31 protein-coding genes are annotated in these 25,051 nt (G+C 63.4%); 17 read left to right on the top strand and 14 right to left on the bottom strand.

Annotation, left to right across the window (positions count from 1 at the left end):
- Nucleotides 1-47: 47 nt before the first annotated feature.
- Together ACGHJ7_RS03450 and ACGHJ7_RS03445 are read left to right on the top strand one after the other, a co-directional pair.
- Nucleotides 48-275 carry a DUF6471 domain-containing protein gene (locus tag ACGHJ7_RS03450; RefSeq protein ID WP_390474593.1) on the top strand — a complete coding sequence of 76 codons (228 nt, stop codon included), beginning with the start codon at nucleotides 48-50 and terminating at the stop codon, nucleotides 273-275.
- Nucleotides 236-1,186: a hypothetical protein gene (locus ACGHJ7_RS03445; RefSeq protein WP_390474592.1), complete on the top strand. Its 951-nt coding sequence runs from the start codon at nucleotides 236-238 to the stop codon at nucleotides 1,184-1,186. Before ACGHJ7_RS03450 ends, ACGHJ7_RS03445 begins: the two co-directional genes overlap by 40 nt.
- Nucleotides 1,187-1,223: 37 nt before the next feature.
- Here ACGHJ7_RS03445 and mnmE read toward each other — a convergent pair whose 3' ends face one another.
- Nucleotides 1,224-2,492 carry a tRNA uridine-5-carboxymethylaminomethyl(34) synthesis GTPase MnmE gene (gene mnmE / locus ACGHJ7_RS03440; RefSeq protein WP_390474591.1) on the bottom strand — a complete coding sequence of 423 codons (1,269 nt, stop codon included), beginning with the start codon at nucleotides 2,490-2,492 and terminating at the stop codon, nucleotides 1,224-1,226.
- 30 nt (nucleotides 2,493-2,522) lie between these two features.
- Nucleotides 2,523-2,789 (bottom strand): DUF6489 family protein, encoded by a 267-nt coding sequence (locus tag ACGHJ7_RS03435; protein ID WP_390474590.1) that lies wholly within the window; start codon nucleotides 2,787-2,789, stop codon nucleotides 2,523-2,525.
- Between the two features lie 97 nt (nucleotides 2,790-2,886).
- Between ACGHJ7_RS03435 and ACGHJ7_RS03430 the strand changes: the two genes are divergently transcribed.
- From ACGHJ7_RS03430 to ACGHJ7_RS03420, 3 genes are read left to right on the top strand one after another with little or no spacing between them, the layout of a single operon-like run.
- Nucleotides 2,887-3,585, top strand: coding sequence for a dienelactone hydrolase family protein (locus tag ACGHJ7_RS03430; protein ID WP_390474589.1), 699 nt, complete (start codon nucleotides 2,887-2,889; stop codon nucleotides 3,583-3,585).
- Nucleotides 3,586-3,609: 24 nt separating this feature from the next.
- Entirely contained in the window at nucleotides 3,610-5,187 is a 1,578-nt protein-coding gene (locus ACGHJ7_RS03425; RefSeq protein ID WP_390474588.1) for an FMN-binding glutamate synthase family protein, read from the top strand.
- Nucleotides 5,184-5,585, top strand: coding sequence for a nuclear transport factor 2 family protein (locus tag ACGHJ7_RS03420; RefSeq protein ID WP_390474587.1), 402 nt, complete (start codon nucleotides 5,184-5,186; stop codon nucleotides 5,583-5,585). The genes ACGHJ7_RS03425 and ACGHJ7_RS03420 overlap by 4 nt, the downstream gene beginning before the upstream one ends.
- Here ACGHJ7_RS03420 and ACGHJ7_RS03415 read toward each other — a convergent pair.
- The 4 genes from ACGHJ7_RS03415 to hemE form a co-directional block, all read right to left on the bottom strand.
- The gene (locus tag ACGHJ7_RS03415) at nucleotides 5,582-5,983 is read right to left on the bottom strand and encodes a BLUF domain-containing protein (protein WP_390474586.1); all 402 of its coding nucleotides are present in this window, start codon (nucleotides 5,981-5,983) and stop codon (nucleotides 5,582-5,584) included. The genes ACGHJ7_RS03420 and ACGHJ7_RS03415 overlap by 4 nt on opposite strands.
- Before the next feature lie 46 nt (nucleotides 5,984-6,029).
- A complete protein-coding gene (rho, locus tag ACGHJ7_RS03410; RefSeq protein ID WP_390474585.1) occupies nucleotides 6,030-7,295 on the bottom strand; it encodes a transcription termination factor Rho in 1,266 nt (421 codons plus the stop codon).
- A gap of 190 nt (nucleotides 7,296-7,485) precedes the next feature.
- Complete coding sequence (locus ACGHJ7_RS03405) at nucleotides 7,486-7,929, bottom strand: CopD family protein (protein ID WP_390474584.1); 444 nt, start codon at nucleotides 7,927-7,929, stop codon at nucleotides 7,486-7,488.
- Nucleotides 7,930-7,960: 31 nt separating this feature from the next.
- The gene (hemE, locus tag ACGHJ7_RS03400) at nucleotides 7,961-8,998 is read right to left on the bottom strand and encodes a uroporphyrinogen decarboxylase (RefSeq protein WP_390474583.1); all 1,038 of its coding nucleotides are present in this window, start codon (nucleotides 8,996-8,998) and stop codon (nucleotides 7,961-7,963) included.
- 336 nt (nucleotides 8,999-9,334) lie between these two features.
- Here hemE and ACGHJ7_RS03395 point away from each other — a divergent pair, with 336 nt between their 5' ends.
- The 10 genes from ACGHJ7_RS03395 to ACGHJ7_RS03350 all read left to right on the top strand — a co-directional run bounded on the left by ACGHJ7_RS03395 (nucleotide 9,335) and on the right by ACGHJ7_RS03350 (nucleotide 15,867).
- The gene (locus ACGHJ7_RS03395) at nucleotides 9,335-10,171 is read left to right on the top strand and encodes a pyruvate, water dikinase regulatory protein (protein WP_390474783.1); all 837 of its coding nucleotides are present in this window, start codon (nucleotides 9,335-9,337) and stop codon (nucleotides 10,169-10,171) included.
- A complete protein-coding gene (locus ACGHJ7_RS03390; RefSeq protein WP_390474582.1) occupies nucleotides 10,171-10,776 on the top strand; it encodes a Maf family protein in 606 nt (201 codons plus the stop codon). The genes ACGHJ7_RS03395 and ACGHJ7_RS03390 overlap by 1 nt, the downstream gene beginning before the upstream one ends.
- A complete protein-coding gene (locus tag ACGHJ7_RS03385; RefSeq protein WP_390474581.1) occupies nucleotides 10,773-11,636 on the top strand; it encodes a shikimate dehydrogenase family protein in 864 nt (287 codons plus the stop codon). Before ACGHJ7_RS03390 ends, ACGHJ7_RS03385 begins: the two co-directional genes overlap by 4 nt.
- On the top strand, nucleotides 11,633-12,226 hold the full coding sequence (gene coaE / locus ACGHJ7_RS03380; protein ID WP_390474580.1) for a dephospho-CoA kinase: 594 nt from the start codon (nucleotides 11,633-11,635) through the stop codon (nucleotides 12,224-12,226). The genes ACGHJ7_RS03385 and coaE overlap by 4 nt, the downstream gene beginning before the upstream one ends.
- A 64-nt stretch (nucleotides 12,227-12,290) precedes the next feature.
- On the top strand, nucleotides 12,291-12,980 hold the full coding sequence (gene dnaQ / locus ACGHJ7_RS03375; RefSeq protein ID WP_390474579.1) for a DNA polymerase III subunit epsilon: 690 nt from the start codon (nucleotides 12,291-12,293) through the stop codon (nucleotides 12,978-12,980).
- 61 nt (nucleotides 12,981-13,041) lie between these two features.
- Nucleotides 13,042-13,620 (top strand): ribosome hibernation-promoting factor, HPF/YfiA family, encoded by a 579-nt coding sequence (gene hpf / locus ACGHJ7_RS03370; RefSeq protein ID WP_390474578.1) that lies wholly within the window; start codon nucleotides 13,042-13,044, stop codon nucleotides 13,618-13,620.
- A gap of 95 nt (nucleotides 13,621-13,715) precedes the next feature.
- Nucleotides 13,716-14,180 (top strand): PTS sugar transporter subunit IIA, encoded by a 465-nt coding sequence (locus tag ACGHJ7_RS03365; protein WP_390474577.1) that lies wholly within the window; start codon nucleotides 13,716-13,718, stop codon nucleotides 14,178-14,180.
- The gene (locus ACGHJ7_RS03360) at nucleotides 14,170-14,637 is read left to right on the top strand and encodes a PaaI family thioesterase (protein ID WP_390474576.1); all 468 of its coding nucleotides are present in this window, start codon (nucleotides 14,170-14,172) and stop codon (nucleotides 14,635-14,637) included. Before ACGHJ7_RS03365 ends, ACGHJ7_RS03360 begins: the two co-directional genes overlap by 11 nt.
- A 22-nt stretch (nucleotides 14,638-14,659) precedes the next feature.
- On the top strand, nucleotides 14,660-15,004 hold the full coding sequence (locus ACGHJ7_RS03355) for a DUF1491 family protein (RefSeq protein WP_390474575.1): 345 nt from the start codon (nucleotides 14,660-14,662) through the stop codon (nucleotides 15,002-15,004).
- Nucleotides 15,005-15,201: 197 nt separating this feature from the next.
- Entirely contained in the window at nucleotides 15,202-15,867 is a 666-nt protein-coding gene (locus ACGHJ7_RS03350; protein ID WP_390474574.1) for a cell wall hydrolase, read from the top strand.
- Nucleotides 15,868-15,970: 103 nt separating this feature from the next.
- Here the strand turns inward: ACGHJ7_RS03350 and xth are convergent, their stop codons facing one another.
- The 3 genes from xth to ACGHJ7_RS03335 are packed head-to-tail and all read right to left on the bottom strand — an operon-like array spanning nucleotide 15,971 to nucleotide 17,615.
- Complete coding sequence (gene xth / locus ACGHJ7_RS03345) at nucleotides 15,971-16,762, bottom strand: exodeoxyribonuclease III (protein ID WP_390474573.1); 792 nt, start codon at nucleotides 16,760-16,762, stop codon at nucleotides 15,971-15,973.
- Nucleotides 16,763-16,800: 38 nt separating this feature from the next.
- Nucleotides 16,801-17,142 carry a HesB/IscA family protein gene (locus ACGHJ7_RS03340; protein WP_390474572.1) on the bottom strand — a complete coding sequence of 114 codons (342 nt, stop codon included), beginning with the start codon at nucleotides 17,140-17,142 and terminating at the stop codon, nucleotides 16,801-16,803.
- Between the two features lie 41 nt (nucleotides 17,143-17,183).
- The gene (locus ACGHJ7_RS03335) at nucleotides 17,184-17,615 is read right to left on the bottom strand and encodes a CBS domain-containing protein (RefSeq protein ID WP_390474571.1); all 432 of its coding nucleotides are present in this window, start codon (nucleotides 17,613-17,615) and stop codon (nucleotides 17,184-17,186) included.
- 100 nt (nucleotides 17,616-17,715) lie between these two features.
- Here ACGHJ7_RS03335 and ACGHJ7_RS03330 point away from each other — a divergent pair, with 100 nt between their 5' ends.
- Entirely contained in the window at nucleotides 17,716-18,012 is a 297-nt protein-coding gene (locus ACGHJ7_RS03330) for a hypothetical protein (protein WP_390474570.1), read from the top strand.
- Here the strand turns inward: ACGHJ7_RS03330 and ACGHJ7_RS03325 are convergent.
- From ACGHJ7_RS03325 to ACGHJ7_RS03305, 5 genes are all read right to left on the bottom strand, one after another.
- On the bottom strand, nucleotides 18,009-18,389 hold the full coding sequence (locus ACGHJ7_RS03325) for a ferredoxin (protein WP_390474569.1): 381 nt from the start codon (nucleotides 18,387-18,389) through the stop codon (nucleotides 18,009-18,011). The genes ACGHJ7_RS03330 and ACGHJ7_RS03325 overlap by 4 nt on opposite strands.
- The gene (locus tag ACGHJ7_RS03320; RefSeq protein WP_390474568.1) at nucleotides 18,386-20,566 is read right to left on the bottom strand and encodes a prolyl oligopeptidase family serine peptidase; all 2,181 of its coding nucleotides are present in this window, start codon (nucleotides 20,564-20,566) and stop codon (nucleotides 18,386-18,388) included. Before ACGHJ7_RS03320 ends, ACGHJ7_RS03325 begins: the two co-directional genes overlap by 4 nt.
- 74 nt (nucleotides 20,567-20,640) lie before the next feature.
- A complete protein-coding gene (locus ACGHJ7_RS03315) occupies nucleotides 20,641-21,183 on the bottom strand; it encodes a DUF2497 domain-containing protein (protein WP_390474567.1) in 543 nt (180 codons plus the stop codon).
- A 3-nt stretch (nucleotides 21,184-21,186) separates the two neighbouring features.
- Nucleotides 21,187-22,704 carry a TolC family outer membrane protein gene (locus tag ACGHJ7_RS03310; protein ID WP_390474566.1) on the bottom strand — a complete coding sequence of 506 codons (1,518 nt, stop codon included), beginning with the start codon at nucleotides 22,702-22,704 and terminating at the stop codon, nucleotides 21,187-21,189.
- Nucleotides 22,692-23,270 (bottom strand): protein-L-isoaspartate O-methyltransferase, encoded by a 579-nt coding sequence (locus ACGHJ7_RS03305; protein WP_390474565.1) that lies wholly within the window; start codon nucleotides 23,268-23,270, stop codon nucleotides 22,692-22,694. The genes ACGHJ7_RS03310 and ACGHJ7_RS03305 overlap by 13 nt, the downstream gene beginning before the upstream one ends.
- A 212-nt stretch (nucleotides 23,271-23,482) precedes the next feature.
- Between ACGHJ7_RS03305 and ACGHJ7_RS03300 the strand changes: the two genes are divergently transcribed.
- Nucleotides 23,483-25,009, top strand: a complete 1,527-nt coding sequence (locus ACGHJ7_RS03300) for a fumarate hydratase (RefSeq protein ID WP_390474564.1) — start codon at nucleotides 23,483-23,485, stop codon at nucleotides 25,007-25,009.
- Nucleotides 25,010-25,051 lie beyond the last annotated feature (42 nt).

Raw genomic sequence — 25,051 nt, 5'->3', positions numbered from 1 at the left:
AGGGCAAACGCATCGCCTATGATGATATTCGTCACATAGGAGATTGCATGGTAGACGTAGCGGACAAGCAATGGGAGGATCGGGTCAAGACCCTCCTGAAAGTCGAATTGAAGCGCCAGAATGTGACCTATGCCGAGCTGGCGGGGAAGCTGGCTGACATCGGCGTGATGGACTCTGAGCCGAATATCAGGAACAAGATCAGCCGGGGCAAATTTACAGCGGTGTTTCTGGTACAATGTCTAACGGCAATCGGAGTGCAGGAAGTCCGCCTTTAGCCGAACAAGGCGATAATGCCGACGGCGGCAATCAGAGCGCCGCACGGAACGATAATCCCGGCGCTAACGAGGCTGGCGGCGTCTCTACGCCGGTCGAACAGCCTGCCAGCCCAAATGAAGCCGTAGAGGGTAAGCAGCAGGCCGAACGGCAAGAGTACAACCCCTACGATGCGCGGGACATCGTCGCCCAAGAGGCGATGGCGGATGCTTCCATAGCGATGGCAGTCGCCGCGCTGCTCACATTTGTCGTCACTGGGATCGGCACGTTCTTTCTGGCTTGGCAAGTTAAACTTACCCGAGAGGCCGTGAAGGATACTGGGGATGCCACCAAAGCCATGGTGCGTCAGAACGAACTGACCGAGACCGCGCAACGCCCCTACTTGATTGTTGAGGTAGGGAAATCTCCGACTGAAGAAAATGAAAGAGGGCACGTAACGGCGGTTGAATACAGGTATCGAAATATTGGTAGCACTCCCGCGCAAATTGTGCGCCAATCGCATCGGGTTGTGATGCTCGATGAATTCCACGATTTGCCTGACAAGCTTGACCCGTCGGTAAAAGGTGACGGGCGTATCGTCCCGAGCGGAGAAATCGCCATTCGAAACGAGGCTACCGCGTTCGCTCCGGCGGGTCCCGTCATTAATCGGCGTGTTGAGAGTGTGGATGGTGAATGGAAACTCGTGGAGGGCACTCCCAGCAACGCAACCGGCCTTTTTAAACGTCCGACATTCTTCCACGGTTACGTTATTTACGAGGATATGGAGAAACGAACTTACATTCGTGGATTCTGTTTCCGATATGGCGCGGGAAAGTTCCGCATTGCTCACAATGCGCAATCCGAAAACTACGAGTTTCGGTGCAACCCAGACGGCACTCCATACGATGACAGCCGCCACCAGACAGGCGGATAACCATCTACGCATTGGTGCGCTTGCTACATAATGCCGTCTATTTGCCGATGCAGAACCGTCCGAAAAGCGTATCGAGCACGTCCTCGGTCGCCGTATTGCCGAGAATGCGATCGAACGCGCTTCGCCCCTGGCGCAATTGCTCGGCTGCCAAGAGCAGATCGGGGTGTGGAGCATCGCCCAAGGCGCTCCGGGCGATTGCAAGAAGCTCTCTCTGCCGCTGGTTGGCCGCTCCAGCCCCCGGTTTGGGCAATATCGAAGAAGCGGTTCGAGCAAGGTCCTCGGTAAGACCTTCCAGCCCCTCGCCCGTCTTGCCGGACAAACGATGGCGCGGCGCGTCCTTCACGCTCCCACTTTCATCAGCCCGAGTCTCGATTTCCCATGCCCCTTCCGGCCCGTCGCCCTGCTGCCCCAACCAGAGTACGATGTCCGCCCGCAAAACTTCGCCTGCCGCGCGGTCCATGCCGATCTGTTCGATGGCATCGGCCGTATGGTCGCGCAGGCCCGCCGTGTCGACAAATACGAAGGGAATGCCCGCGATCGCAACCGGCCGCTCGATCACGTCGCGCGTGGTTCCTGCCATGGGAGAGACGATGGCTGCCTCCGATTGCAGTATCGCGTTGAACAGGGTCGATTTTCCGGCATTTGGCGGTCCGGCCAGCACAACGCGGATACCATCCTTGAGCCGCTCAAGGCCCGGTCTATCCAGCACCACGTCCAATTCCTGAGCAAGCAGCCGATAGGCAGGCAGAAAACTGTCCGGCAGGTCCGGAACATCGTCCTCGTCGGAGAAATCGAGAGCACTTTCGATCTGCGCCGAAAGAATAAGCAGCCGTTCCCGCCAGTCGCCGAACTGCCGGGAAAGCCCGCCCTCCGCTGCGCTGACCGCGACTGCGCGCTGCAATTCCGTTTCGGCCGAGAGAAGATCGGCAAGACCTTCCGCTTCCGCAAGGTCCAGGCGGCCATTGGCAAAGGCGCGCCGTGTGAACTCGCCTGCCTCGGCGGCACGAAGGCCCGGTATGGCGGCCAATGCGCGGCCGATGGCGGCAATGACCGCCCTGCCACCGTGGCAGTGAATCTCCGCGCAGTCCTCCCCGGTTGCCGTGGCCGGGCCCGGGAACCAGAGGATCAGCGCTTCGTCGAGCAGGTCCCCGGAGGCATCGTGCAGTTTGGCGAGACTGGTACGGCGAGCGGGTGGCAGACGCCCGGCCAGGCATTGCAGCGCGTTGCCGGACCCGGGTCCGGAAATCCGGATAACCCCGATGGCGGCCGGCGGCGCTCCGCTCGACAAGGCAAAGATCGTGTCCATCGAAGACTTGCAGCCTGAACGGAGCGAGCGTCAGTCGCCCTTCTTTTCACCCTTGGGCGCGGACACATCGCGCGCAGCCATGCTTCCTTCGACGAAGTTCTGGAACATTTTCAGCCCCATCTGCCCCATGGGCGCCATCGTTTTCGCAATGTCCTGCAGCTGGTCGGGGTGGGTGACACCCTTCATCGCCTTGGCCATGGTATCGACATAGACGCTGTTCGCCTTGCTCACATCGGGCAGACCCATGAAGCTCCGCGCCTCTTCCGGCGTGCAATCGATTTCCACATGGACCTTCATGGCGTTTCCTCCGTTTGTCTGCTGTTGACAGATAATTGGGTTGGCGGCGGCGCTTTAGCAAGCGATACCGCACCCGAAGGCAAGAGGAGCCACGACGATGACGGCCAATGTAACCATCTCCACCCTTTCCGGCGACGACGAGTTTGCAGGATATTGTGCCCGCCCGGCGGGAGAGCCGAAAGCGGCGATCGTCGTCATCCAGGAAATCTTCGGCGTGAATGCCGGCATCAGGCGCAAGTGCGACCTTCTGGCGGAACAGGGGTATCTCGCGGTGGCGCCCGACCTGTTCTGGCAGCTGGGGCGCGGTATCGAACTCGATCCCGATATCGAACCCGAGTTCCAGCGCGCGCTGGACCTGATGGGCAAGTTCGACGCCGACGAAGGCGTTCGGGATATCGAAGCTGCGATCAAGTGGGCACGCGATGAAACCGGCGGCAAGAAAGTCGGTGCGGTCGGCTATTGCCTCGGCGGGAAGCTGGCCTACATGACCGCCGCCCGGACCGACAGCGATGCGACGGTGGGTTACTATGCCGTGGGCGTTCCCGACATGCTGGACGAGGCAAAGGCCATCGCCAATCCGCTCATGTTGCACATCCCGACCGAAGACGGATTCGTCGACAAGGAAGCGCAGAAGGCGATGCATGACGGGCTGGATGACCACCCGAAAGTAACGCTTCACGATTACGAAGGACTGGACCACGGCTTCGCCACGCAATTCGGCGAACGCCGGGACGAAGAAGGCGCGACGCTGGCGGACAGCCGGACGGATGCGTTCTTTTCCGAACATCTCGGCTAAGCTGGCGCAAGGGGGGGATAAGGCATGGTTGCGTGGCGTTACCTGATCCCCCTTTTCGCGCTTGTGCTGGCAGGGCTCAGCGCATGGGTTCTGCCGTGGGCGCTTTTGCTGACCGCACCGGCAGCCTTTATCGCCGTTTGGGATTTTCTCCAGACCAATCATACACTTAGAAGAAATTACCCACTCATCGCGCGAATCCGCTGGATGATGGAAGACCTGCGCCCTTTCGCGCAGTCCTACCTTGTCGAAGGGGATCTCGACGGGAGACCGTTCAGCCATCAAGCCCGCGCCCTCGTCTATGCGCGGGCGAAGGGCGATCTCGATGCCCACCCCATGGGCACGGAGCTCGACGTCTATTCGGACGAGTATGAATGGATGAGCCATTCCATCGCCCCCGACGATAGCGTGCCCGACCAGTGGCGGGTCGATGTGGGCGCAGGGACCTGCAAGCAGCCCTACTCGTCCTCGCTCCTCAATATTTCCGCCATGAGCTTCGGTTCCCTGTCTGCCCGGGCGATCGAGGCGCTCAATGCCGGCGCGAAGATCGGCGACTTCGCCCATAATACCGGTGAAGGGAGCATCAGCCGCTATCACCGCGCACCGGGCGGCGACCTGATCTGGGAGCTGGGGAGCGGCTATTTCGGCGCGCGGGCGAAGGACGGCAGCTTCGATCCCGAACAGTTCAAGGACAATTCCGCGCCGGACCAGGTCAAGATGATCGAGGTCAAGCTGAGCCAGGGCGCCAAGCCGGGGCATGGCGGCGTTCTGCCGGGTGAGAAGGTGACGCAGGAAATCGCCGAGGCGCGCGGCGTACCCGTGGGCGAAACCGTTACCTCTCCCGCTGCACATTCGGCATTCTCGACACCGATCGAAATGCTGGAATGGTTGACGCAGCTGCGCGAGATGTCCGGCGGCAAACCGGTCGGTATCAAACTGTGCGTCGGCCAGCCGCACGAGATCATGGCTATCGGGAAGGCCATGCTGGAAACGGGCCTGCACCCCGATTTCATCACGGTCGACGGCGCGGAGGGCGGGACGGGCGCTGCCCCGCTCGAACTGTCGAACAGCGTCGGCATGCCGCTGCGCGAAGGACAGATCTGGATCCGCAACATGCTGGTGGGCACGGGCTTCAAGGACCGGGTGAAGATCGCCGCGGCCGGGAAAATCCATTCGGGCGCGCAGATGGCCAAATCTTTCGCCATCGGGGCCGACTGGTGCAATGCGGCACGCCCCTTCATGTTCTCGCTGGGATGCGTACAGTCGATGGAATGCCATACGGGGCACTGCCCGACCGGCGTTGCGACCCAGGTGGCCTGGCGCCAGCGTGGTCTGGTGGTGGAGGACAAGGCCCCGCGCGTTGCCCGTTTTCAGCGCCAGACCCTGCATTCGCTGCGGGAAATAACGGTGGCCATGGGGCTGCAGAGCCCGTGGGACATCGCTCCGCGCGACATGCGGGAACGCGTCAACGGCGCGCGGTCCGATGCGATCGACCGCATCTATTCCTTTATCGAACCCGGTGCATTGGTCGAAGAGCCCGATGCGACCCCGATCGGCCATCACTGGCGCGCGGCACGCGCCGACAGTTTCCGGAGAGCTTCATGAACACCACCCAGCAGGGTCTAGCAGAATGGCATCAGCTGGCGACCTTGCCCGATCCGGAGCGTCTTGCCCGCCTCGTGCACGAAAACGCCGTGTTTCACTCGCCAGTGGTCCACACCCCCCAGGAGGGGCGCGAGCTGGTGGTTGCCTATCTCTCGGCGGCTGCGGCGACGCTGGGCGCCAATGATTTCCGATACGAGCGCGAACTGGTCGACGGGCAGGACGTGATGCTCGAATTCGCCTGCACGATGGACGACATCCACGTGAACGGCATCGATCTGATCCGCTTCGACGAAGACGGGAAGATCGCGGATTTCAAGGTCATGATTCGCCCGTTGAAGGCGGTGAACAAGGTCTGGGAGAAAATGGCGGCGCAGCTTCAGGCCGACCGCGCGCCCTAATTGGCAGGTCGGACCTTCAGGAAATCGTCGAGTATCGCCTGAACCCGCTCTCCGCCTTCCTTCGATTTCAGGATTACCCGTAATTCTTCCATAGCGGGCGGAGAATTGAAGGAAATCAGCTGCTTCATCTTCCAGTTGGGAAACCACCGCTCGATCGCGTCGCGGCGCTCCGCAATGTGCAGCGAATGATGGCGCGGATCGTGCCTAATCTGCGCCATTATCATGTCGATATTGCCCGAAGGACCTTCGAGAAGCTGGAGAAACCGATTGTCCTCGAACAGGAGGAAGCCGGTGAGGTCGAGCGTTGCATTGTTCCGCGCCGATGCCTCGACAATGGCGAACACATCCTGCGTACCGGTATTGTCCGATGCTTCGCTGACATAGACGAGACGTTCCATAAGTCCCTGCTATTCCTTCGCAAAAACCCTTGGCGGGGAACCCGGATTACTGGTTCATCGTGTCGAAAAAGTCTTCGTTGGTCTTGGAATCCTTCATCTTGTCGAGGAGGAATTCCATCGCGTCGACCGTGCCCATCTGCATCAGGATGCGGCGCAGGACCCACATCTTGGACAGCTTGTCCTTCTCGACCAGCAGTTCTTCCTTGCGGGTACCGGACTTGCCGACGTCGAGAGCCGGGAAGATACGCTTGTCGGCAACCTTGCGGTCGAGCACGATTTCGCTGTTACCCGTTCCCTTGAACTCTTCGAAGATAACCTCGTCCATGCGGCTGCCGGTATCGATCAGCGCGGTGGCGATGATGGACAGCGAACCGCCCTCCTCGATGTTGCGCGCCGCGCCGAAGAAACGCTTGGGGCGTTGCAGGGCGTTGGCATCGACACCGCCCGTCAGCACCTTGCCGGAACTGGGCACGACGGTGTTGTAGGCGCGGCCGAGACGCGTGATGGAATCGAGCAGGATCACGACGTCGCGCTTGTGCTCGACCAGGCGTTTCGCCTTCTCGATCACCATTTCGGCAACCTGCACGTGGCGCGTGGCAGGTTCGTCGAAGGTCGAGGAAATGACCTCGCCGTTCACGCTGCGCTGCATGTCGGTGACTTCTTCGGGGCGTTCGTCGACCAGAAGGACGAGCAGGAACACCTCGGGGTGGTTGTCGGTGATTGCTTTCGCGATGTTCTGCAGCAGCACCGTCTTACCGGTGCGCGGCGGGGCGACAATCAGCGCGCGCTGGCCCTTGCCCTGCGGCGAGATGATGTCGATGACCCGCGCACTCTTGTCCGCGACCGTGGGATCGAGCGTATCGAGCGACAGCTTCTGCTCGGGATAGAGCGGGGTGAGGTTGTCGAAATTGGTCCGCAGGCGAACCTGGTCCGGATCCTCGAAATTGACCGAAGTCAGCTTGGTCAGCGCGAAATAGCGTTCGCCTTCCCTCGGCGCGCGGATTTCGCCTTCGACCGTGTCGCCGGTGCGCAGGCCCATCTTGCGGACCTGGTTGGGCGAGACGTAGATGTCGTCCGGACCGGCGAGATAATTCGCCTCGGGGCTGCGCAGGAAGCCGAAGCCGTCCTGCAGCACCTCGATGGTGCCGATGCCCATGATCTTCTCGTCGTATTCCTCGTCTTCCGCGAGTTCGCGCAGGATGCAGAACATCAGGTCCTGCCGCCGCATCGTGCCGGCGGCCTCGACACCGAGTTCCTCGGCCATCTGGACGAGATCGGCCGGCGCTTTGAGTTTCAAATCCTTGAGATGCATGTGTGGTATTCCATCTGGGGGTAACGCCGGCACTTCCATCGGGCTTGGAGAAAGCGGGAAGCGGTTCCGGGCCAGGAAGCCGCGGTTACCGTATGCCGGTTGATGTGTTGCGATTAGGCGCGCGTCGTCGGCGCGTCAATCGAGAGATTGCGTGCCGCAGGCACCTTGCACGGCGCCTGCGGTCATTGGGTCAGAACGGCTTCACGATGACCAGCACGACCACCAGGATCGTGATGATGGCAGGCAGCTCGCCCCACAATCGCAGGGCTTTCTCGCTCAGCGGCCTCTCGCCCCGCGCCATGGCCTTGGCCTTTGCGCTCATGAACCCGTGATAGCCCGACAGGACCAGCACCAGCAGCAGCTTTGCATGGAACCAGCCCTGCGTGTGCGCGCCGATCGTGGTCATCAGCAGCAGGCCCAGCGCCCAGACCACGATGATGCTGGGGATCAGGATAACCCTGGAAAGGGTGCGCGTGCGCTGCGCCCACAAAGCCTCTTCGTCCGAACCCGGCGCGCTCGGGTACATGTAGAGCATCTGGCGCGGCAGGATGAACAGGCCCGCCATCCAGAAGATGACGAAGATGATGTGCCCGGCCTTCAGCCAGAAATACAGCGTTGCGAGAATGTCCTGCATGGTCCCGATCTAGGCGTTCGAAGCCCTTCCGTCACCCCTGCCAGCCGCGAACCGCGGCGACCAGCGCCTCGACATTGGCAATGGGCGTGAATTGCCCGATGCCGTGGCCCAGATTGAAGACATGGGGGCGATCGCGAAGGATCTCCAGGATGGCTGTGGCCCGCGCGGCTATTTCTTCGGGCGAGCTCATCAGGATCAGCGGATCCAGATTGCCCTGAACCGGCATGTCCGCCGGCAGTACGGAATGCGCCCAAGCCGGATCGACCGTTTCATCGAGACCGATGGCATCGACCCCGGTTTCGCGGGCATAGGCGGGAAGCTTCTCACCCGAACCCTTCGGAAAACCGATGATCGGGGTATCCGGATGACGATCCTTCAGCGCAGACACGATACGGGCGTTGGGAGCGATGACCCAGCGCTCGAACTGGTCGGGGGCAAGGCTGCCCGCCCAGCTGTCGAACAATTGCACCGCCTCCGCCCCGGCCTCGATCTGTCCGGAGAGGTAGGTGATGGAGCTTTCCACGATGGTATCGACGATTGCGCCCAGCGCTGCCGGATCGCGGTACGCCATTTCGCGCGCCTGGTGCTGGTCGCGGCTGCCCTCGCCTGCAACCATGTAGGTCGCAACGGTCCAGGGGCTGCCGGCAAAACCCAGCATGGTCGCCGAATTGCCCGTCTCAGGGCCCAGGGCAGCACTGACGAGCCCCACGGTCCGGTAAACCGGATCGAAGCGCTCAGGCACCCCTTGCAGGCCCTCCAGCGCATGATCGACCAGCTTGGGCGAGAGCTTCGGTCCCTCCCCTGCCAGGAATTCGAGATTCTGCCCCAGCGCGTGGGGTACGATCAGGATATCGGAAAACAGGATGGCCCCGTCGAACCCGAACCGGCGCAGCGGCTGGAGCGTCACTTCACACGCTGCCTCGCTGTCATAGACCAGGTCCAGGAACCCGCCCTTTTCCTTACGCAGAGCACGGTATTCGGGAAGATACCGTCCTGCCTGTCGCATGAGCCAGAGGGGAACCTGCTCACCGCGCTTGCCGCGCAACGTGTCGATCAAAAGGCCGGGCATCGGGTCTGGTATCCAATCAATTCAATATATTTATAGAGTCTGTTGGAGTCTGTTGGCCCTGTGGAAAACGGGGATGGTGGCGCACTGCCCGATTTGTCGACCGGATTCCAGTCCTGCCTGCCATGACCGACTCGTGATGCGGACTGAGTCAAAGGAAAGCTGTCCCCGTTGTCCCCAGACTGTGGGAAAGGTAGCGATCCTGTCCAGAACCGGTTGCAGGAAAGGACTCGTATCGGGGGCAGAATTCCATCCCCGCCTTGTCCGCGATTTCCTCCCGTGGTTTATGCCGGTGTTTCTCCACAGGGCCGCAGCCGCCCGCCAACCGGAGCCTGTGCCCTGCCCCGCATCCATGTCCACCTGCTGTCGGATTCCACCGGTGAAACGCTGGAAATGATCGCCAAGGCCGCCCTCGCCCAGTTCGAGAATGCCGATGTCGTGCGCCATTTCTGGCCGATGGTGCGCAGCCAGGCGCATCTCGACCGGATCGCGCCCGAACTGGCAGCCAGCCCGGGCCTCGTCCTCTATACGCTGGTCAACGCGCAGACGCGAAAGGCGCTGGAGGAAAAGTGCCGGCAGATGTCGCTCCCCGCCGTCGATGCGCTCGATTCCGTCACTGTCGCGCTGGAAGCGCAGCTGGGGCAGGAGGCGCATGGCCGCCCCGGCCGACAGCACCGCATGGACGAAGCGTATTTCGACCGGGTGGAGGCAATCCAGTTCACCATCGCGCATGACGACGGGGTCGGCCACGAGAACTGGGAGCAGGCGGACATCCTGCTGGCCGGCGTATCGCGCAGCTCCAAGACGCCGACCAGCATCTATCTCGCCAATCGCGGGTTCAAGGTCGCCAATATCCCGCTGGTGGTGGAAAGCCCCCCGCCCCCGGCGCTCTATGGCCTGAAACATCCCACCGTGGTCGGCTTGACGACCGCGCCCGAACGGCTGGTGCAGATCCGCCGCAACCGCCTGCTGACCCTGAACGAGCGGGAGGAAACCGCCTATATCGACAACGAGCGCGTGAAGAAGGAAGTGCAGTTCGCCCGCCGGCTGTTCTCCGACAACAACTGGCCGGTCATCGACGTGACCCGCCGTTCGATCGAGGAAACGGCCGCGGCCATCATTCGCATCCATAACGAGCGTACGAAACGCGTGAAGCCGGACGAGAAACCGATCTGATGCCGATAGCTGCCGCACAGGACCTGATCCTTGCCTCGAAGAGCGCCTCGCGCCGCGCCATGCTGGATGGTGCCGGGATAAAATATCGCTCCCGCCCGGCCGATATCGACGAGCGGGCGCTGGAGCGCGCAATGGACGGCGCGGACCCCGCCGAAATCGCGCAGGCGCTGGCCGCGGCGAAGGCTGCAGCGGTGTCCGCCGAGGATCCGTCCGCCTGGGTGCTGGGCAGCGATTCCCTGGTCGAAGTCGGCGGGCAGCGCTTCGACAAGCCGCAGACCCGCGAACAGGCGGCGGACCATCTGCGCTTCTTTTCCGGCAAGCCGATGCATCTGCACAGTGCAGCCGCCCTCGCCCGAAATGGCGCGATCGACTGGGTCGCGCCCAGTCTTGCCACGCTCCATGTGCGGGAGCTGTCGGATGACTTCATCGAAGGCTATCTCGGCGCCGAATGGCCGGAAATCGGGCACTGCGCAGGCGCATTCCGGATAGAGGCGATGGGCGTTCACCTGTTCGAGCGGATCATCGGTGACCATTTCACCGTGCTGGGCATGCCGCTGCTGCCCGTACTGGGCGCGCTGCGCGAACGCGGGATGATCACGGAATGAGCAGGCCCTATGCCGAAGTCATCGGCGACCCCATCGCGCAGTCGAAATCCCCGCTGATCCACGGCTTCTGGCTGGAACAGGCCGGGATCGATTCCGATTACCGGTCACACCGGGTCGCGCCGGATGCGCTGGATAGCTATCTCGCCAGCCGGCGCAGCGATCCGGCATGGCTGGGCTGCAATGTGACCATGCCGCACAAGCAGGCGATCATCCCCTTGCTGGGACGGCTGGAGCCGCTGGCGAGGAAGGTCGGGGCCGTGAATACCGTGACGCGTGCGCGGGACGGAGAACTGGTTGGCTGGAACACCGACGTCGCGGGTTTTCTCGAACCGCTGCGGCCGCTCCTGACAGAGCGCCACTATTTCCGCATGGCGCGGGTGCTCGGGACGGGCGGTGCGGCGCGGGCGATCGTCACGGCGCTCACGGCGGAAGGTTTCACGATCGTCCTGGCCGGTCGCAATCCGGACAAGGCGAAGGCCATCCTGCAGGAGCTTGCCGAAGAAGGTGAAGGTGATCACCACGCCCCGCCGTTTTCCCATTTCGCCGAGCCGACCGATTTCGCCTTCGACGACCGGGAGGGATGCTGCGATCTCGTCGTCAACGCCTCGCCGCTGGGAATGCGGGGTCAGCCCCCCCTGCCCTTCGACTGGAGCCATGCCCCGCCCGGCTCCATCGCCTACGACATCGTGACCGATCCGCTCGAGACGCCGTTTCTTGGCGGGGCGAAAGCCGCCGGTTTCGAGACCATAGACGGCCTCTCCATGCTGATCGGCCAGGCCGCTGCGGCCTTCGAGAAATTCTTCGGCGTGCCCGCACCGCGCGATGCGGACGCTGCTTTACGTGAAAGGCTTGCCCCGTGAATTGTCCTCTCATCATCGGGCTGACCGGATCGATCGGCATGGGAAAATCGACCGTCGCCGCCATGTTCGAGGATCTGGGCGCCCCTGTCTTCGATGCGGATGCCGAGGTTCGCATCCTTCAGGGACCGGGCGGCGCGCTTCTCCCGGCGATCGAAGCGGCCTTTCCCGGCACGACCGGCCCCGGCGGGGTCGACCGCGACGCACTGGGCACTCTGGTGTTCGGCGATGCGGAAAAACTCGCCCAGCTCGAACTGCTGGTCCATCCCGCGGTGGCCGCAGTCCGCGCCGATTTCATGGAAGCCAATGCAGATGCGAAAGTGGTGGTCTTCGACATCCCCCTGCTGTTCGAGAAAGGCGGATTCGAAGCGGTCGATCATGTCGTGGTCGTGTCGGCGCCTGCCGAAGCGCAGCGGTCGCGCGTGCTGGCACGCCCCGGCATGACGGAAGACAAGTTCGCGAAGATCCTGGCCCTTCAGGTTCCCGATGCGGAGAAGCGGGAGCGGGCCGATACGGTCATCGATACAGGCCAGTCGCTGGACGCCACGCGGGCGGACGTCGCGGCCCTGCTGGAAACCCTGTCCGCCGCCTGATTCACGCGTGTCATGCCGCGGCCCCTTGCCAGATGGCCGGACCGGGCCGATAGATAAACGACTCATGCGCGAAATTGTCTTCGATACGGAAACCACCGGCCTCGACCCCAAGAAGGGGGACCGGATGGTTGAAATCGGCTGCGTGGAGATGGTCAACCGGGTCGAGACCGGGGCCAGTTTCCATGCCTATTACAACCCCGAACGCGACATGCCGGCAGAGGCGGAGGCGGTTCACGGCCTGTCGATCCAGTTCCTGTCGGACAAGCCCCTGTTTGCCGACGGCGCGGCAGAGCTTCTGGAATTCATCGGCGATGCGCCGCTGGTCGCGCATAACGCCTCGTTCGATTTCGGTTTCCTCAATGCCGAGCTGGAACAATGCGGGCTGGCGCCTGTCAGCATGGATCGCATGGTCGACACGGTGACCATGGCCCGGCGCAAGTTTCCCGGCGCAAAGGTTTCGCTCGATGCGCTGTGCACCCGGTTCGGTGTGGATCGCAGCCACCGCGTCAAGCATGGCGCGCTGCTGGACGCGGAGCTCTTGGCGCAGGTCTATGTCGAACTGACGGGCGGCCGCCAGATCGGCCTAGAACTGGCAGCAGAGGCGGCATCGGGCGAAGCGGAGATGGCGCAGGCGCAGATCGTGCGGCCCAGGCGCGAACCGCGCCCGGCCCGCCGGCACGAGGCCAGCGAGGAAGAACTTGCCCGCCACCGCGCGTTCATCGCCAAGATCCAGAAACCGCTCTGGACGCATTGAACCCCCGGCTCCGGAGTCCCGGATCGCGGGTTTCGGAGCGCAACAAAGGAGAAGCCGAGCCATGGATATTCGCGTTTCCGGTCACCAGGTCGAAACGGGCGCAGCCCTGCAGGATCATGCCCGCGACAGGATGGAAGGCATGGTCGAGAAATATTTCAACCGGGCCATCTCCAGCCACGTGACGTTCGGTAAGGCCGGGGCGGGCGCCTTTGCCTGCGACATCGTGCTGCACGTGATGCAGGGGCTGATCCTGAAGGGCCACGCCGAAGCGCATGATGCGCACCAGGCCTGCGACAAGGCTGCCGCGAAGATCGAGAAACAGCTTCGCCGCTACAAGCGCCGGTTGAAAGATCGCCACGAACAGGCGGATCATGCCGCGCGGCAGGAAGAGGCGGCCTACACCATTTTCGCTTCGCCCGAGCCTGCGGAAGAAGAACCCGAAACGGAAGAGGCCGGCGATGCCCCCGTCGTCGTCGCGGAGACCAAGGTCGACATCCCGGAAGCGTCGGTTGCCGATGCCGTGATGATGCTGGATCTGCGCGATACGGGTGCGTTGTTCTTCAAAAATGCTGGAACCGGTCGCCACAACATGGTCTATCGCCGCCGCGACGGATCGGTGGGCTGGGTCGAACCCGGCTGACCCGCCGGCCCCGAGCAGCCGTTTCCGGCAGCCATGCGCGGCATCCACGCCGCGTATGGAACGGGCCCTTTCCAGCAGAGACAAGATTTTCGACGATGAGCGCGTTTTACCGAATATCGCCCGAAACCGTAGTCGTCAGCGACGCCGCGACGAAGGACGATATCCTGCGAGCCGTGGCAGGCCTGTTATCCGGAGACGAAGGCGGGCCGACATCTGGCGAACTCCTCGAATCCCTGCAGGAGCGCGAAGCGCTGGGCAGCACCGGGTTCGGCAACGGTATCGCCATGCCGCATGGCCGATCGGACAAGGTGCGGCGGCCCCGCGCCTGCCTGATGCGGCTGGAAAAGCCGGTCGATTTCGATGCAACGGACGGTGTCCCGGTCAGCCTGATCCTGGGGCTTGTCTCGCCGGTGGACGCAGGCGTCAGCCACCTTCATGCACTGGCGGCCCTGTCGCGCATGGTTCGCAGCGAGGAAGTGCGCGACCTGCTGCTTTCTGCGCCGGATGCCGACGCGCTTTATGCCCTGATGGCCGATGTGAGCGAACGCCATGCCGCCTGAGACGCCTGCAGAATCCGGGGCGATCTCGCATTACCGCGCGCTGGAACGGCTTTACAGTTCCGCACCGGTCAACACGCTTTTCCGGTCCCGCCTGCATATAGAAGAAGAGGGGCGCGCACGGCTTGTCTTCCATGTGACGCCTGATGCCTATCACGCGGCGGGCGCCGCCCATGGAACGATCTATTTCAAGATGCTGGACGATGCGGCCTTCTATGCCGCGAATACCATCGTCACCGACCGTTTCCTTCTGACGACATCCTTCAACCTGCATTTCACGAAGCCTGTGAAGGAGGGGGAAGTCATCGCGGAGGGCAAGTGGGTGAGCGGCCGGCGCCGCGTCCTGGTCGCGGAATCCCGCCTGATCGACCACGAAGGCGACGAAATCGGACGGGGGACGGGCACGTTCATGCGCTCGCACATCCCTCTTTCCGGCCTGCCCGGTTACGAATCGCCGTGAGAACGGCCGCAGGAAACCGACCTTGACCGATTCGCGCCTGCCCGCGCACATCGAAATCGGTGCGATCAGGCGCCTGGTCGAAGGGCAGGGCGGGTTTGCCAGCGTCTTGTTCAAAGGGGAACGCGATGCGGGAACCATCCTTCTTTTAACCATGCAAAACGGGTCCAGCGCGCAACTTTGGGAAAGGATGCCGCAGATGGACGGCACGCGTAGTTGGACGCCGATTGTTCCAAAGACCGTTGAAAACGAAGGGGATTTTACGGATTATTGCCGCAAAAGGCACGGTTCGGACCCGGATCTGTGGGTGCTGGAGGCAGATGTCGCTGATCCCGCACAGTTCGTCGAAACTCTGAACGCGTTAAGTTGACTTGAGTGTCAGGGCCCGTATCTGCCCGCCAGCTTCCAGCAGCGCAGGCGTCTCGTCATGGACATTGGGGTCCACGGGATAGCACGCAGACGGGGAGCGGCCGGCAGGCCAGAAAAGACCACCTAAATAATTGCATATAACGCAAACAGGTCTCCGCCTGCGTCAGTGTCCGCTCACCGCTCAAAAATGACGGTATAATGAGTCGAAAGACCCACAAGATTTCTCTTGCCGCCATCGCGGCAGGCTTTGTTCTAATCGCTGCCAGCGCCGAAGGTTCCGGCGCAAATGCAGAAGTCGGCGAAATCGAGCAGGTGCAGGCACCCGCCCCGGTCGTCGACGAGACGGTTCCGGTCTTCGTCACGGAAGAGGTGGTCCAGCCGCTTCCCGAAGAATCGACCGAAGAAGCCCCGGCCGCCGAACCGGCCGAAGAACCCGCCCCTTCCGCATCGTCTCTGCGAGAGATGATCGCATCGATCGATGCCCCGGCCAATCTCAGCCGCGAACTCGAATGCCTCGCCGGTGCCGTGTATTTCGAATCGCGCGGCGAGCCGATCGACGGTCAGCTGGCAGTCGCGCAGGTCGTCATCAATCGGGCCGATTCGCACCAGTTTCCTTCCGACTATTGCGGGGTTGTCTACCAGCGCGCGCAGTTCAGTTTCGTGAAGAACGGCCGCATGCCACGTATCTCGCGCGGCTCCAGCGCCTGGCAGAAGGCAAAGAAGATCGCCACGATCGCGCACCGCGGGCTGTGGGACAGCGAAGCCGAGGATTCGCTCTATTTCCACGCAAAGTATGTGAGCCCGCGCTGGGCCCGGGTGAAGTCGCGCCGCGTCGCGATCAACACGCACATCTTCTATCGCTAATTTTTCCGCGGACTTCGGCGTCCTGCAGGGTCGCAGGAGATGAAAAAGGCCGCCGGCTCCCATCGGAGTCGGCGGCCTTTCGGTTTGTCATCCGGTCGTCGCACTAGTCCTGCGGCGCGAGTTCTACCCAGACAGGGGCGTGGTCGCTTGCCTTTTCGCGGCCTCGATATTCCTTGTCGACCCCGGCCGAAAGCAGCCGGTCGGCAAGTTCGGGCGACAACAGGCAGTGGTCGATCCGGAACCCGTGATCGCGCTGCCATGCCCCGCGCTGGTAATCCCAGTAGGTCCACACGCCTCCGCGAGGGTTCAGAGTTCCCAGCGCGTCCGTCCAGCCATCGGCGAGCAGGCGGTTATAGGCATTGCGCGATTCCGGCTGGGTCAACGCATCGTCCGCCATGGCGCGCACCGAAAACGTGTCTTTCGCTTCTGGGATGACGTTGAAATCGCCCAGCACGATGGTGGGCACTTCCTGTCGCCACAAGTCCTGCATCCGGGCGCGCAGACGCTTCATCCAGTGCAGCTTGTAATCGAATTTGGGGCCGGGCTGCGGATTCCCGTTGGGCAGGTAGAGATTGCAGATGCGCACCCCGCCGACATCCGCTTCGAGATAGCGCGACTGTTCGTCCGGTTCCTCGCCTTCCGTCAGTGGCGGCAGGCCCCGCATGGTTTCTTCGGGCGCAGTCCCGTCCGCCAGGATCGCGACGCCGTTGAAGCTTTTCTGGCCGTGCCAGATCGCCTTGTAGCCGATCTTCTCGAATTCATCCGCCGGGAAGCCATCGTCCTGGGACTTGATTTCCTGGAGGCAGGCGACGGCAGGGCGGGTTTGCTCCAGCCATTCGAGCAGGCGGGGAAGACGGGCCTTGATGCCGTTGATGTTGAATGTCGCGATACGCATGGGCGGTGTCTTGCCCGATGCGATGGCTCAGGTAAATTTCAAATCCCGAAGGACGATCCGCAGCCGCAGCCAGCCGCCGCCATCGGGTTTTCCACCCGGAAGGCGGCGCCGCCCAGCGATTCCACGTAATCGACGCTGCTGCCTGCGACGAGGTCGAGGCTGACCGGGTCGATCACCAGCCGGGCCTCTGCCGTCTGGCTGGTCAGGTCGTCGTCCTCGGGCGCGTCGGCGAGCTCGAACTTGTACTGGAACCCGCTGCAACCGCCGCCCTCGACCGAAAGCCTCAGGATTGCGGGCTTGCCCTGCTTGTCGGCAATCCACGCGACGCGTTTCGCCGCAGCATCGGTCAGCATCGGGGTGCGGGTCTGTGTCTCGGCCATGAAGCCCATGTAGGACGCGCGGGGCCCGTCCTCAAGCTGCGTCAGGCGGACTGGATGTAGGTCCGCATGGTCGCAGCTTCGCTTTCCACCTCGTCGATGCGGGATTTGACGATATCGCCGATCGACACGAAGCCGACGAAGCGCCCGTCATCGACCACCGGCAGGTGACGGATCCGGCGCCTGCTCATCAGGGCGAGGGCATCGTCGATCCGGTCGCGCGAGGTGATGGTGATGGCCGGCGATGTCATTACCTCGCCTACGGGACGCGCGAGGCAGGCCTCGCCCTCGTCGGCCAGGCGGTAGATGACGTCGCGTTCGGAAAAGATGCCCAGCACCCTGCCATCCTCGACCACGGGCAGGGCACCGATCCGTTTGCCTGCCAGCATCGCTACCGCCTCCCGGACAGGTAGCCTTGCTTCGCAAGTCAGGATATCGCCTGCCTCGCGCTGCGCGGTAATCCCTTCGATGAGCATTGGCGCCTCCTTTCCCTCCGGAAGAGAAGATGCCACGAAGCTGCGCAGATGGCGAATCCGGATACAAGGCCGAAACCGCCACGATGAGGAACCAGCCCGCATGACGCCCAAATCGCCGCTCGAAGACCCGGAAAAGGCTGCCTTTGCGTGGGCCCGTTACCGGCGGCTGATGCGGTTCATGCTGATGATCACCGTGGGCGTCGTAGGCATCGCGGTGGCCCTGCTCTACCTTCGGGAAGGCGTCGAGTCGGTGCATTTCTACATTGCGGTCGCACTGGGGATCGGGCTGTCGATGCTACTGACCAGCGCCCTGATGGGGCTGGTCTTCCTGTCGAACGGCACGGGCCACGATGCATCGATCGACGACCGGATCGAGGACGAGCGCCGCCGCGACTAGCCGGCTTCGCCGGGCGGGGCGGTCAGCCGGAAATCCTCCACCGGATTGCCGCCGATGAGATGTTCCTGGATGATGCGTTCCAGCACGGCTTCGTCGCACGAGTGGTACCAGACATTGCCCGGCTGGACGACCGCGATCGGCCCCGCGGCGCATAGCTGGAGGCAATCCGCCTTCGTGCGCTGGACCGTGCCGCCGCGGCCCGTGAGGCGAAGCTCCTTCATCCTCTTCTTCAGGTATTTCCAGGCCTTTTCGCCTTCATCGCGCGAACAGCATTTCTGTTTGTCGGATATCGCGCACAGGAAGATATGCCGCTCGATCGTGTCGGCCCCGATCTTCACATAGGCTTTCTGCGCCTTCTCGATCTTCCCCTTGCTCATTCGGAAACCGCCTCCGGCTCTTGCTTCAGCCAGCGATCGAGCCAGCCGAACACGGTGCGGTGCCATTGCAGCGAATTGCCGGCACCAAGGACCCAGTGGTTCTCGTCCGGGAAGACCAGCAGTTCCGCCTCTACGCCCTGTTCCTGCAGCGCGGTGAAGCTGGCCAGGCCCTGCGTATAGGGGATGCGGAAGTCGCGCTCTCCGGCGATGACCAGCATCGGGGTGCGCCAGTTCTCGACATGGTTGACCGGGTTCCAGCGTTCATAGGTCTCGCGCGCTTGCGCATAGCTGCCGCCGAAATCCCAGCGCGGAAACCACAATTCCTCTGTCGTGTAGTAGAACATCCGCATGTCGAACAGGCCGTCATGCTGGATCAGGCAGTCGAATCGGTCCGGCCAGTTGCCCGCGATCCAGTTGACCATGTAGCCGCCATAGCTGGCGCCCATGGCACAGGCGCGGCTGCCGTCGATCTGGCTGTCCTGCTCCAGCGCCGCGGCGAGGCCCTTTTGCAGGTCCTCCAGCGGCTTGCCGCCCCAGTCGCGGTTGATGCTGTCGGTGAAGGCCTGCCCGTATCCCGTGCTGCCATGGAAATCGACGGAGATGACGGCATAGCCCTGGCTGGCCAGGACACGCGGGTTCCAGCGGCTGGACCAGCCATCGTTGAACGATCCCTGCGGTCCGCCATGGATGTAGAGGATTGCGGGCAGTCGGCCGTCATGTTGGACGGGCTTGGTAATCTGACCCCAGACCGTGTCGCCGCCGGCCCCGGCAAAGGAAAAGCGCTGCGTGACGACCGGATCGAGCGCGGCGATGCGATCGGTAGCCACGCGTGTGACCGCGCGCGCTTCCTGCCAGTCTTCCGACAGGTAAACCTCGGCAGGAGCGGCAATCGAATCGCGTGTGAAGAGCAGCCGCTCACCGCCGAGCGGAACGATGCTGCCCAGATGCGCCTCGTTTCCGGGCACCAGGTCCAGCCGCTCGACCGATCCGGTCATGGGATCGATGCGGAAGGCAGGGGTGTCCAGCACATCCTGCGCGGTGGCGATGATCCAGCGCGAATCGGGCGTCCAGGCGAGCGAGTGGAAGCTGCGGTCGAAATCTTGCGTCAGGGCGCGGGTTTCGCCGGTGGCAAGGTCGCGCAGCTGGATGACCATGCGATCCGATTCGTAACCGCGCCGCGCCATCGCTGCATAGGCCAGCCATTTCCCGTCGGGCGACGGGGTGGGCAGGGTGTCGGTCGCCCGGTTGGCATCGGTCAGGTTGACCGGTGCGGCACCTTCCCCGAGCGTGATGCGGTAGATGTCGGTATCGGTGGAGGTCGGCTCCGCCGCGTCCGATTTGCGGGCCGTGAAGAAAACATGGGCACGGTCGGCGCTGAACGCGATGTCTTCCGTCCCGCCGAATGGCTGGGTGGGCGTGTCGCCGACCAGTGCGTCATCGCCCCCTCCCGGTCCGTCGAGCGCGACGGGGTTCGATACGCCTGCCGAACCCAGTTTATATGCGAAGGCGCGATTGTAGTGGCCCGGCGTCTCCCACTGGTCCCAGTGGCGTACGAAGCCGTCCTCGTCGCGGTAGAGCCTGCCCGTACCGATGTCCGAACTCTCGCGGCTGGGCGTATCCAGCGTGCAATCGAGGTCGGCGCATCGGCGGTCGAGACGGGAGACGAAGACCACCCCGCGCGCGTCCGCCGACAGCTTGTAATCGTCGATGTCGTTGAGGAAGCGCGTCAGCTGCACTGCCGGCCCGGGCTTTCCGTCCTCGCCCAGGAAGGCGCGATGGAGCTGCATGGCCGAAGGCGCCGATGCGCGATCTTCCGCAGAGGCGCCGTCTTCCGCCGAGCTTGCGGCTTTCAGGAAATACAGCGCACCGTCGCCGCCCATCTGCACCGAAGCGGCCCCATCTGGCAGGGCGATCGGCGAGACCTGCGGATCATCGCCCTGCAGGTCGATCACGGAATAGCGGCGGGTTCGCTTGAACGTCTCGGAGTCGGTTTCGGTGACCGGGACAAGCGCGAACCGGCCGCCGGGAACGGCGCTGGGCGCCTCGACCCGGGGCATGGTGACGAGATCCTCCGCCTGCATCGCGCGCGTGTCCTGCGCAAGAACGGGGGCGGTGGTCGTCAGCGCTGCCGCAAGCGCGAGGCCTGCGGCGCTACGGCGGAGAAGGGATGTCGTCATGCAGGCCGGTCTATCGCAAGTGCCGATGCCTGCAAGCCTTTTGCCAGCCTGCCGGTGCAGGTGCCTGACGCGAGTTACCGTTTCTTGCCGGCAATCCGGCTGATTTCGCTCTGCACCATGCGTTCGACCATCGGGGGCAGGTTCTCGTCCAGCCATTCGGCCAGCATCGGGCGAAGCATCTCGCGCACTATGCCTTCGAGCGAGGTTTCCCCGCTGCGCACGATCTGCGGGGCGGCAGGCGGCTGGGCGAACATGGCCAATGCGGCAAGATTGCTGCGCATGGCGTCCGAGACGCTGTCATTCAGCAGCGGCGAACGCTCTTGGTCGGTGTCATCGTCGTCATGATCGAGGTCTTCGCCGAACGCATCGCCTGTCGGTTCGACATCTTCCGAACCTACCAGCGAATCGCCGTCCGTGTCCGCAACCATGGCCGATTCGTCCAGATCGAGGACTTCTTCCGCCTCTTCCGGCGCGGCGGGTTCTGGCGTGTCCTCGACCTTGGCGGCTCGTTCACGGCGCATCCGGGCCTCCGCCGCCATCGAGCGGTTGTCACGCGCAATGACCTTCTTGATCGATTCGAGGATCTCTTCGACCGATGCCTCGTTCGGCTGTGCCATGCCCTATTCCCCCAGAACGTCGGACGTAATCTCTGCCGGGTCATCCGGCTGCGTGTCGGCGGGGAGTGTCGCATTGGCGGCGGGGATGTCAACGGTCCGTGTCGAGACGGGCACCGGGTCCGGGTCGCGCTGCCAATCCCACCATTGCCCCGATACGCGGTCGTAATTGACCAGCGGATCGTACAGCGTTCCACCATCCAGGCCGAGATCGCGCGCCTCTGCCAGGCCCATCGCAGCCAACAGGGAGAAGCCGGCAACATAGGCGTTGCGGCGCGCCGTCACGAGCTGGACCCGCGCGACAAGCAGTTCCTGTTCCGCGTTCAGAACGTCCAGCACCGTGCGATTGCCGATCGAGTTTTCGGCGCGCACGCCTTCGAGGCTGAGTTCCGCTGCCGACACGGCGGTGCGTGACGAATCGATGATCGAAAGGGCCGCGCGGTAGCTGGCGAAGGAGGCACGGACCTGCGCTATGACGTCGCGCTCTGCCGCGATGACCTGTTCCAGCGCCGCGCCTTCCCGTGCCTGTGCCTGCCGCCGCAGCGCAGCGGGGCGGCCACCCTGATAGATCGGGATGGTGAACTGGACCCCGGCATTGGCCGTCAGTTCGGACTGCGCGAACTGGGCCGAGGTCGGCCCGCCCAGCGAGCCGAAGAAATTGGAATAGTCCGCCCCTGTAAAGACGTTGACGCGCGGCAGGCGGTTCGATCCGGCAACCCGGACATCGTAACCGGCGGCATCGGCCCGTTCGCGCGCGGCGATAAGGTCGGGATTGCGCTCCAGCGCGACGTCCACGGCGGTATTGGGGCTGTCCGGCAGGTTGGGGAGCGGCGGCGGCGGCTCCAGATTGGTGGGATATTCGCCCACCAGCCTGATATAGGTCTCGCGCGCACCGATGAGGTTGGAGCGCGCGCTTTGCAGGTCGCCTTCCGCCAGGGCCAGGCGGGACTGCGACTGCGCGACGTCGGTCCGGGTGAGGTCGCCGATCTCGAACCGGTCGCCGGTCGCCTCGACATTGGTCGAAAGCACCTGCACCTGGTTGACGTTCAGGCCGACCAGCGCCTCTGCCTGGAGCACGTCCATATAGGCCGCGACCACCTGGCTGAAAATCGCGCTCTCAGTCCCGCGAAGGTCGGCTCGTCCCGCCTCGATCCGTTCGTCGGCCGCGCGAATCGCGTTCTTCACCGCGCCGCCCTGATAGACCGGAACGGAAAGGTCGGGGCCGACCTGCAATGTGCGGTCGGGGGCCGTGAAACTGTTGCCCGAGGTCTTCAGGAATTCGATATAGGTGCCTGCGACCGATGCATTGGGCCGGCCTGCGGCCTTTTCCACCGCGATGGTTTCATCGGTCGCCCGCTGCTGGGCCCGGGCCGCCTGCAGGACGGGGTTGGTCTCGTAAGCCTGTGCCAGCGCTTCGCGCAGCGTGTCGGCATGGGCGGGGGTGGCCATGGCCATGCAACCCAGTGCGCTGCCCAGTAGCAGTGGCTTGATCGAAACCCTCCCCGGCATGATCAGAAGCTCCATTCCCTCTTGCGTGCAAAACCGCCGAGTACCGGCAGGCTGGTGTCCGCCACGGTATCGAACGCCAGCCGGTCACCGGTCCGGCGTCCCACGGCAAGGCGCGGCACGCCCCGTTCGATCAGGCCGGTGACGATCCGGCCATTGGCTGCGACGCATTTCACCAGCGCTTTCGAAGGTTCCTCGATCGCGCCGTCGACCAGCACGAGATCGTAATCCTTCGCCTTCGCCTTGTTGGCGGCGACGGCGTCCGCATCGACCGTATCGACCGACGCAGCGACAGGACGAACCAGTTCGGCGAGGTAACCATTGCCGTTCTCGACCACTAGCACGCGCTCGCCCGGGCGGGGATGCGCCTCTGCCAGCATCCGCCCATGCGAGACGGGGGAGGCGAGGAAACGGCCGTCGCCCAGCGGCAGGGCGCGGTCCATATAGGCCGTGCTGCGCGCACTGTCGGGCACGAAATCCTCGCGCGGGACGGTGCCCATGCGTTCGAGAACGAAGGGTTCGTTGACGCCGCTGGTGCGCAGTTGACTGTCGATCATGGCCCTGCGGGCGGTCTGGAAATCCATAAAACCTCTATGGGTGTATTACAATAACAACACAGCAGGTCAATGCCATAGGCGCAAACACGCAAAGCTGCCACCGTTTTGCCAACATTGCGCCGGCCGGGACCGGACATGGCGCGATGTTCGGCAGGCGACAATCGTGCCAATCGTTTTGACCCTTTAGGGACTGTCGGACTAAGGGGGAGCCCGGTTCGACTGACAGGAGCACAGCGTCGATGAGCGACATGATTACCATCACCGAAGACGATCTGATCGAAAGCGTCTGCGATGCGCTCCAGTATATCTCCTATTACCACCCGATGGATTACATCCGCGCGCTGGGCGAGGCCTACGAGGCGGAGCAGGGCGAAGCGGCGAAGGACGCCATCGCGCAGATACTGACCAACAGCCGGATGTGCGCCGAGGGGCATCGCCCGATTTGCCAGGACACCGGCATCGTGAACGTGTTCGTCAAATGGGGGCAGGATTGCCGGCTGGCGAGCGACCGGTCGCTGCAGGAGGTCGTCGATGAAGGCGTGCGGCAGGCCTACAACCATTCCGAGAACAAGCTTCGCGCCTCGATCCTGGCCGATCCCGCCTTCACCCGCCGCAACACGCGGGACAACACGCCCTGCGTCCTGAATGTCGAGATGGTGCCGGGCAATACGGTGTCGATCGACGTCGCGGCCAAGGGCGGCGGCAGCGAGAACAAGTCGAAGTTCAAGATGATGAACCCGAGCGACAATATCGTCGACTGGGTGGTCGAGCAGATCCCGTCCATGGGGGCGGGCTGGTGTCCGCCGGGAATGCTGGGCATCGGGATCGGCGGTACGGCAGAGCGCTGCATGCAGCTCGCCAAGGAAAGCCTGATGGACCCGATCGACATGGGCCAGCTGAAAGCGCGCGGCGCTCAGACCGATATCGAGCAGCTGCGGATCGACATCTTCGATGCGGTCAATGCACAGGGCGTCGGGGCGCAGGGACTTGGCGGCTTGTCCACCGTGCTCGACGTGAAAATCCACGACTGGCCCTGCCATGCGGCCGGCAAGCCGGTGGCGATGATTCCCAATTGCGCGGCGACGCGCCACGCGCATTTCACGCTCGACGGGAGCGGCCCGAGCTATCTCGAGAAGCCGAACCTCGACGACTGGCCGAAGGTCAACTGGCAGCCCGATTCTTCCGCCCGCCGGGTCGATCTCGATTCGCTGACGCAGGAAGAGGTGAACAGCTGGAAACACGGCGATCGCCTGCTGCTTTCGGGACGGATGCTGACGGGCCGCGACGCGGCGCACAAGCGGATCCAGGACATGCTGGACAAGGGCGAGGAGCTGCCCGTCGATTTCAGGGGCCGCGCCATCTATTATGTCGGCCCTGTCGATCCGGTCATGGGCGAAGTCGTCGGCCCCGCCGGTCCGACCACCGCCACCCGGATGGACAAATTCACCGAGATGATGCTCGATCTCGGCCTGCTGGCCATGATCGGGAAGGCCGAACGCGGTCACGACGCGGTCGAAGTCATCAGCCGTTACAAGGTCGCCTATCTCATGGCGACGGGCGGCGCGGCCTATCTTGTCAGCCGTGCGATCAAGGAATCGCGCGTCGTCGGGTTCGAGGATCTGGGCATGGAAGCGATCTACGAATTCACGGTGAAGGACATGCCCGTGACAGTCGCGGTCGATAGCGATGGCAACAACGTCCACACGCTGGCCCCGGCGCAGTGGAAAGAGCGTATCGCGAAGGAAAACCTGCTGCCGACAGGCTGATCCCCCGCAGGGCCGGGCGCTCGACGAAGGGCGCTGGCCTTT

The sequence above is a fragment of the Altererythrobacter sp. MTPC7 genome, assembly GCF_042851395.1.
Taxonomy (GTDB): domain Bacteria; phylum Pseudomonadota; class Alphaproteobacteria; order Sphingomonadales; family Sphingomonadaceae; genus CAJXSN01.
Note: the sequence above shows the minus strand (reverse complement) of the source record. Positions and strands in the feature narration are given on the sequence as shown.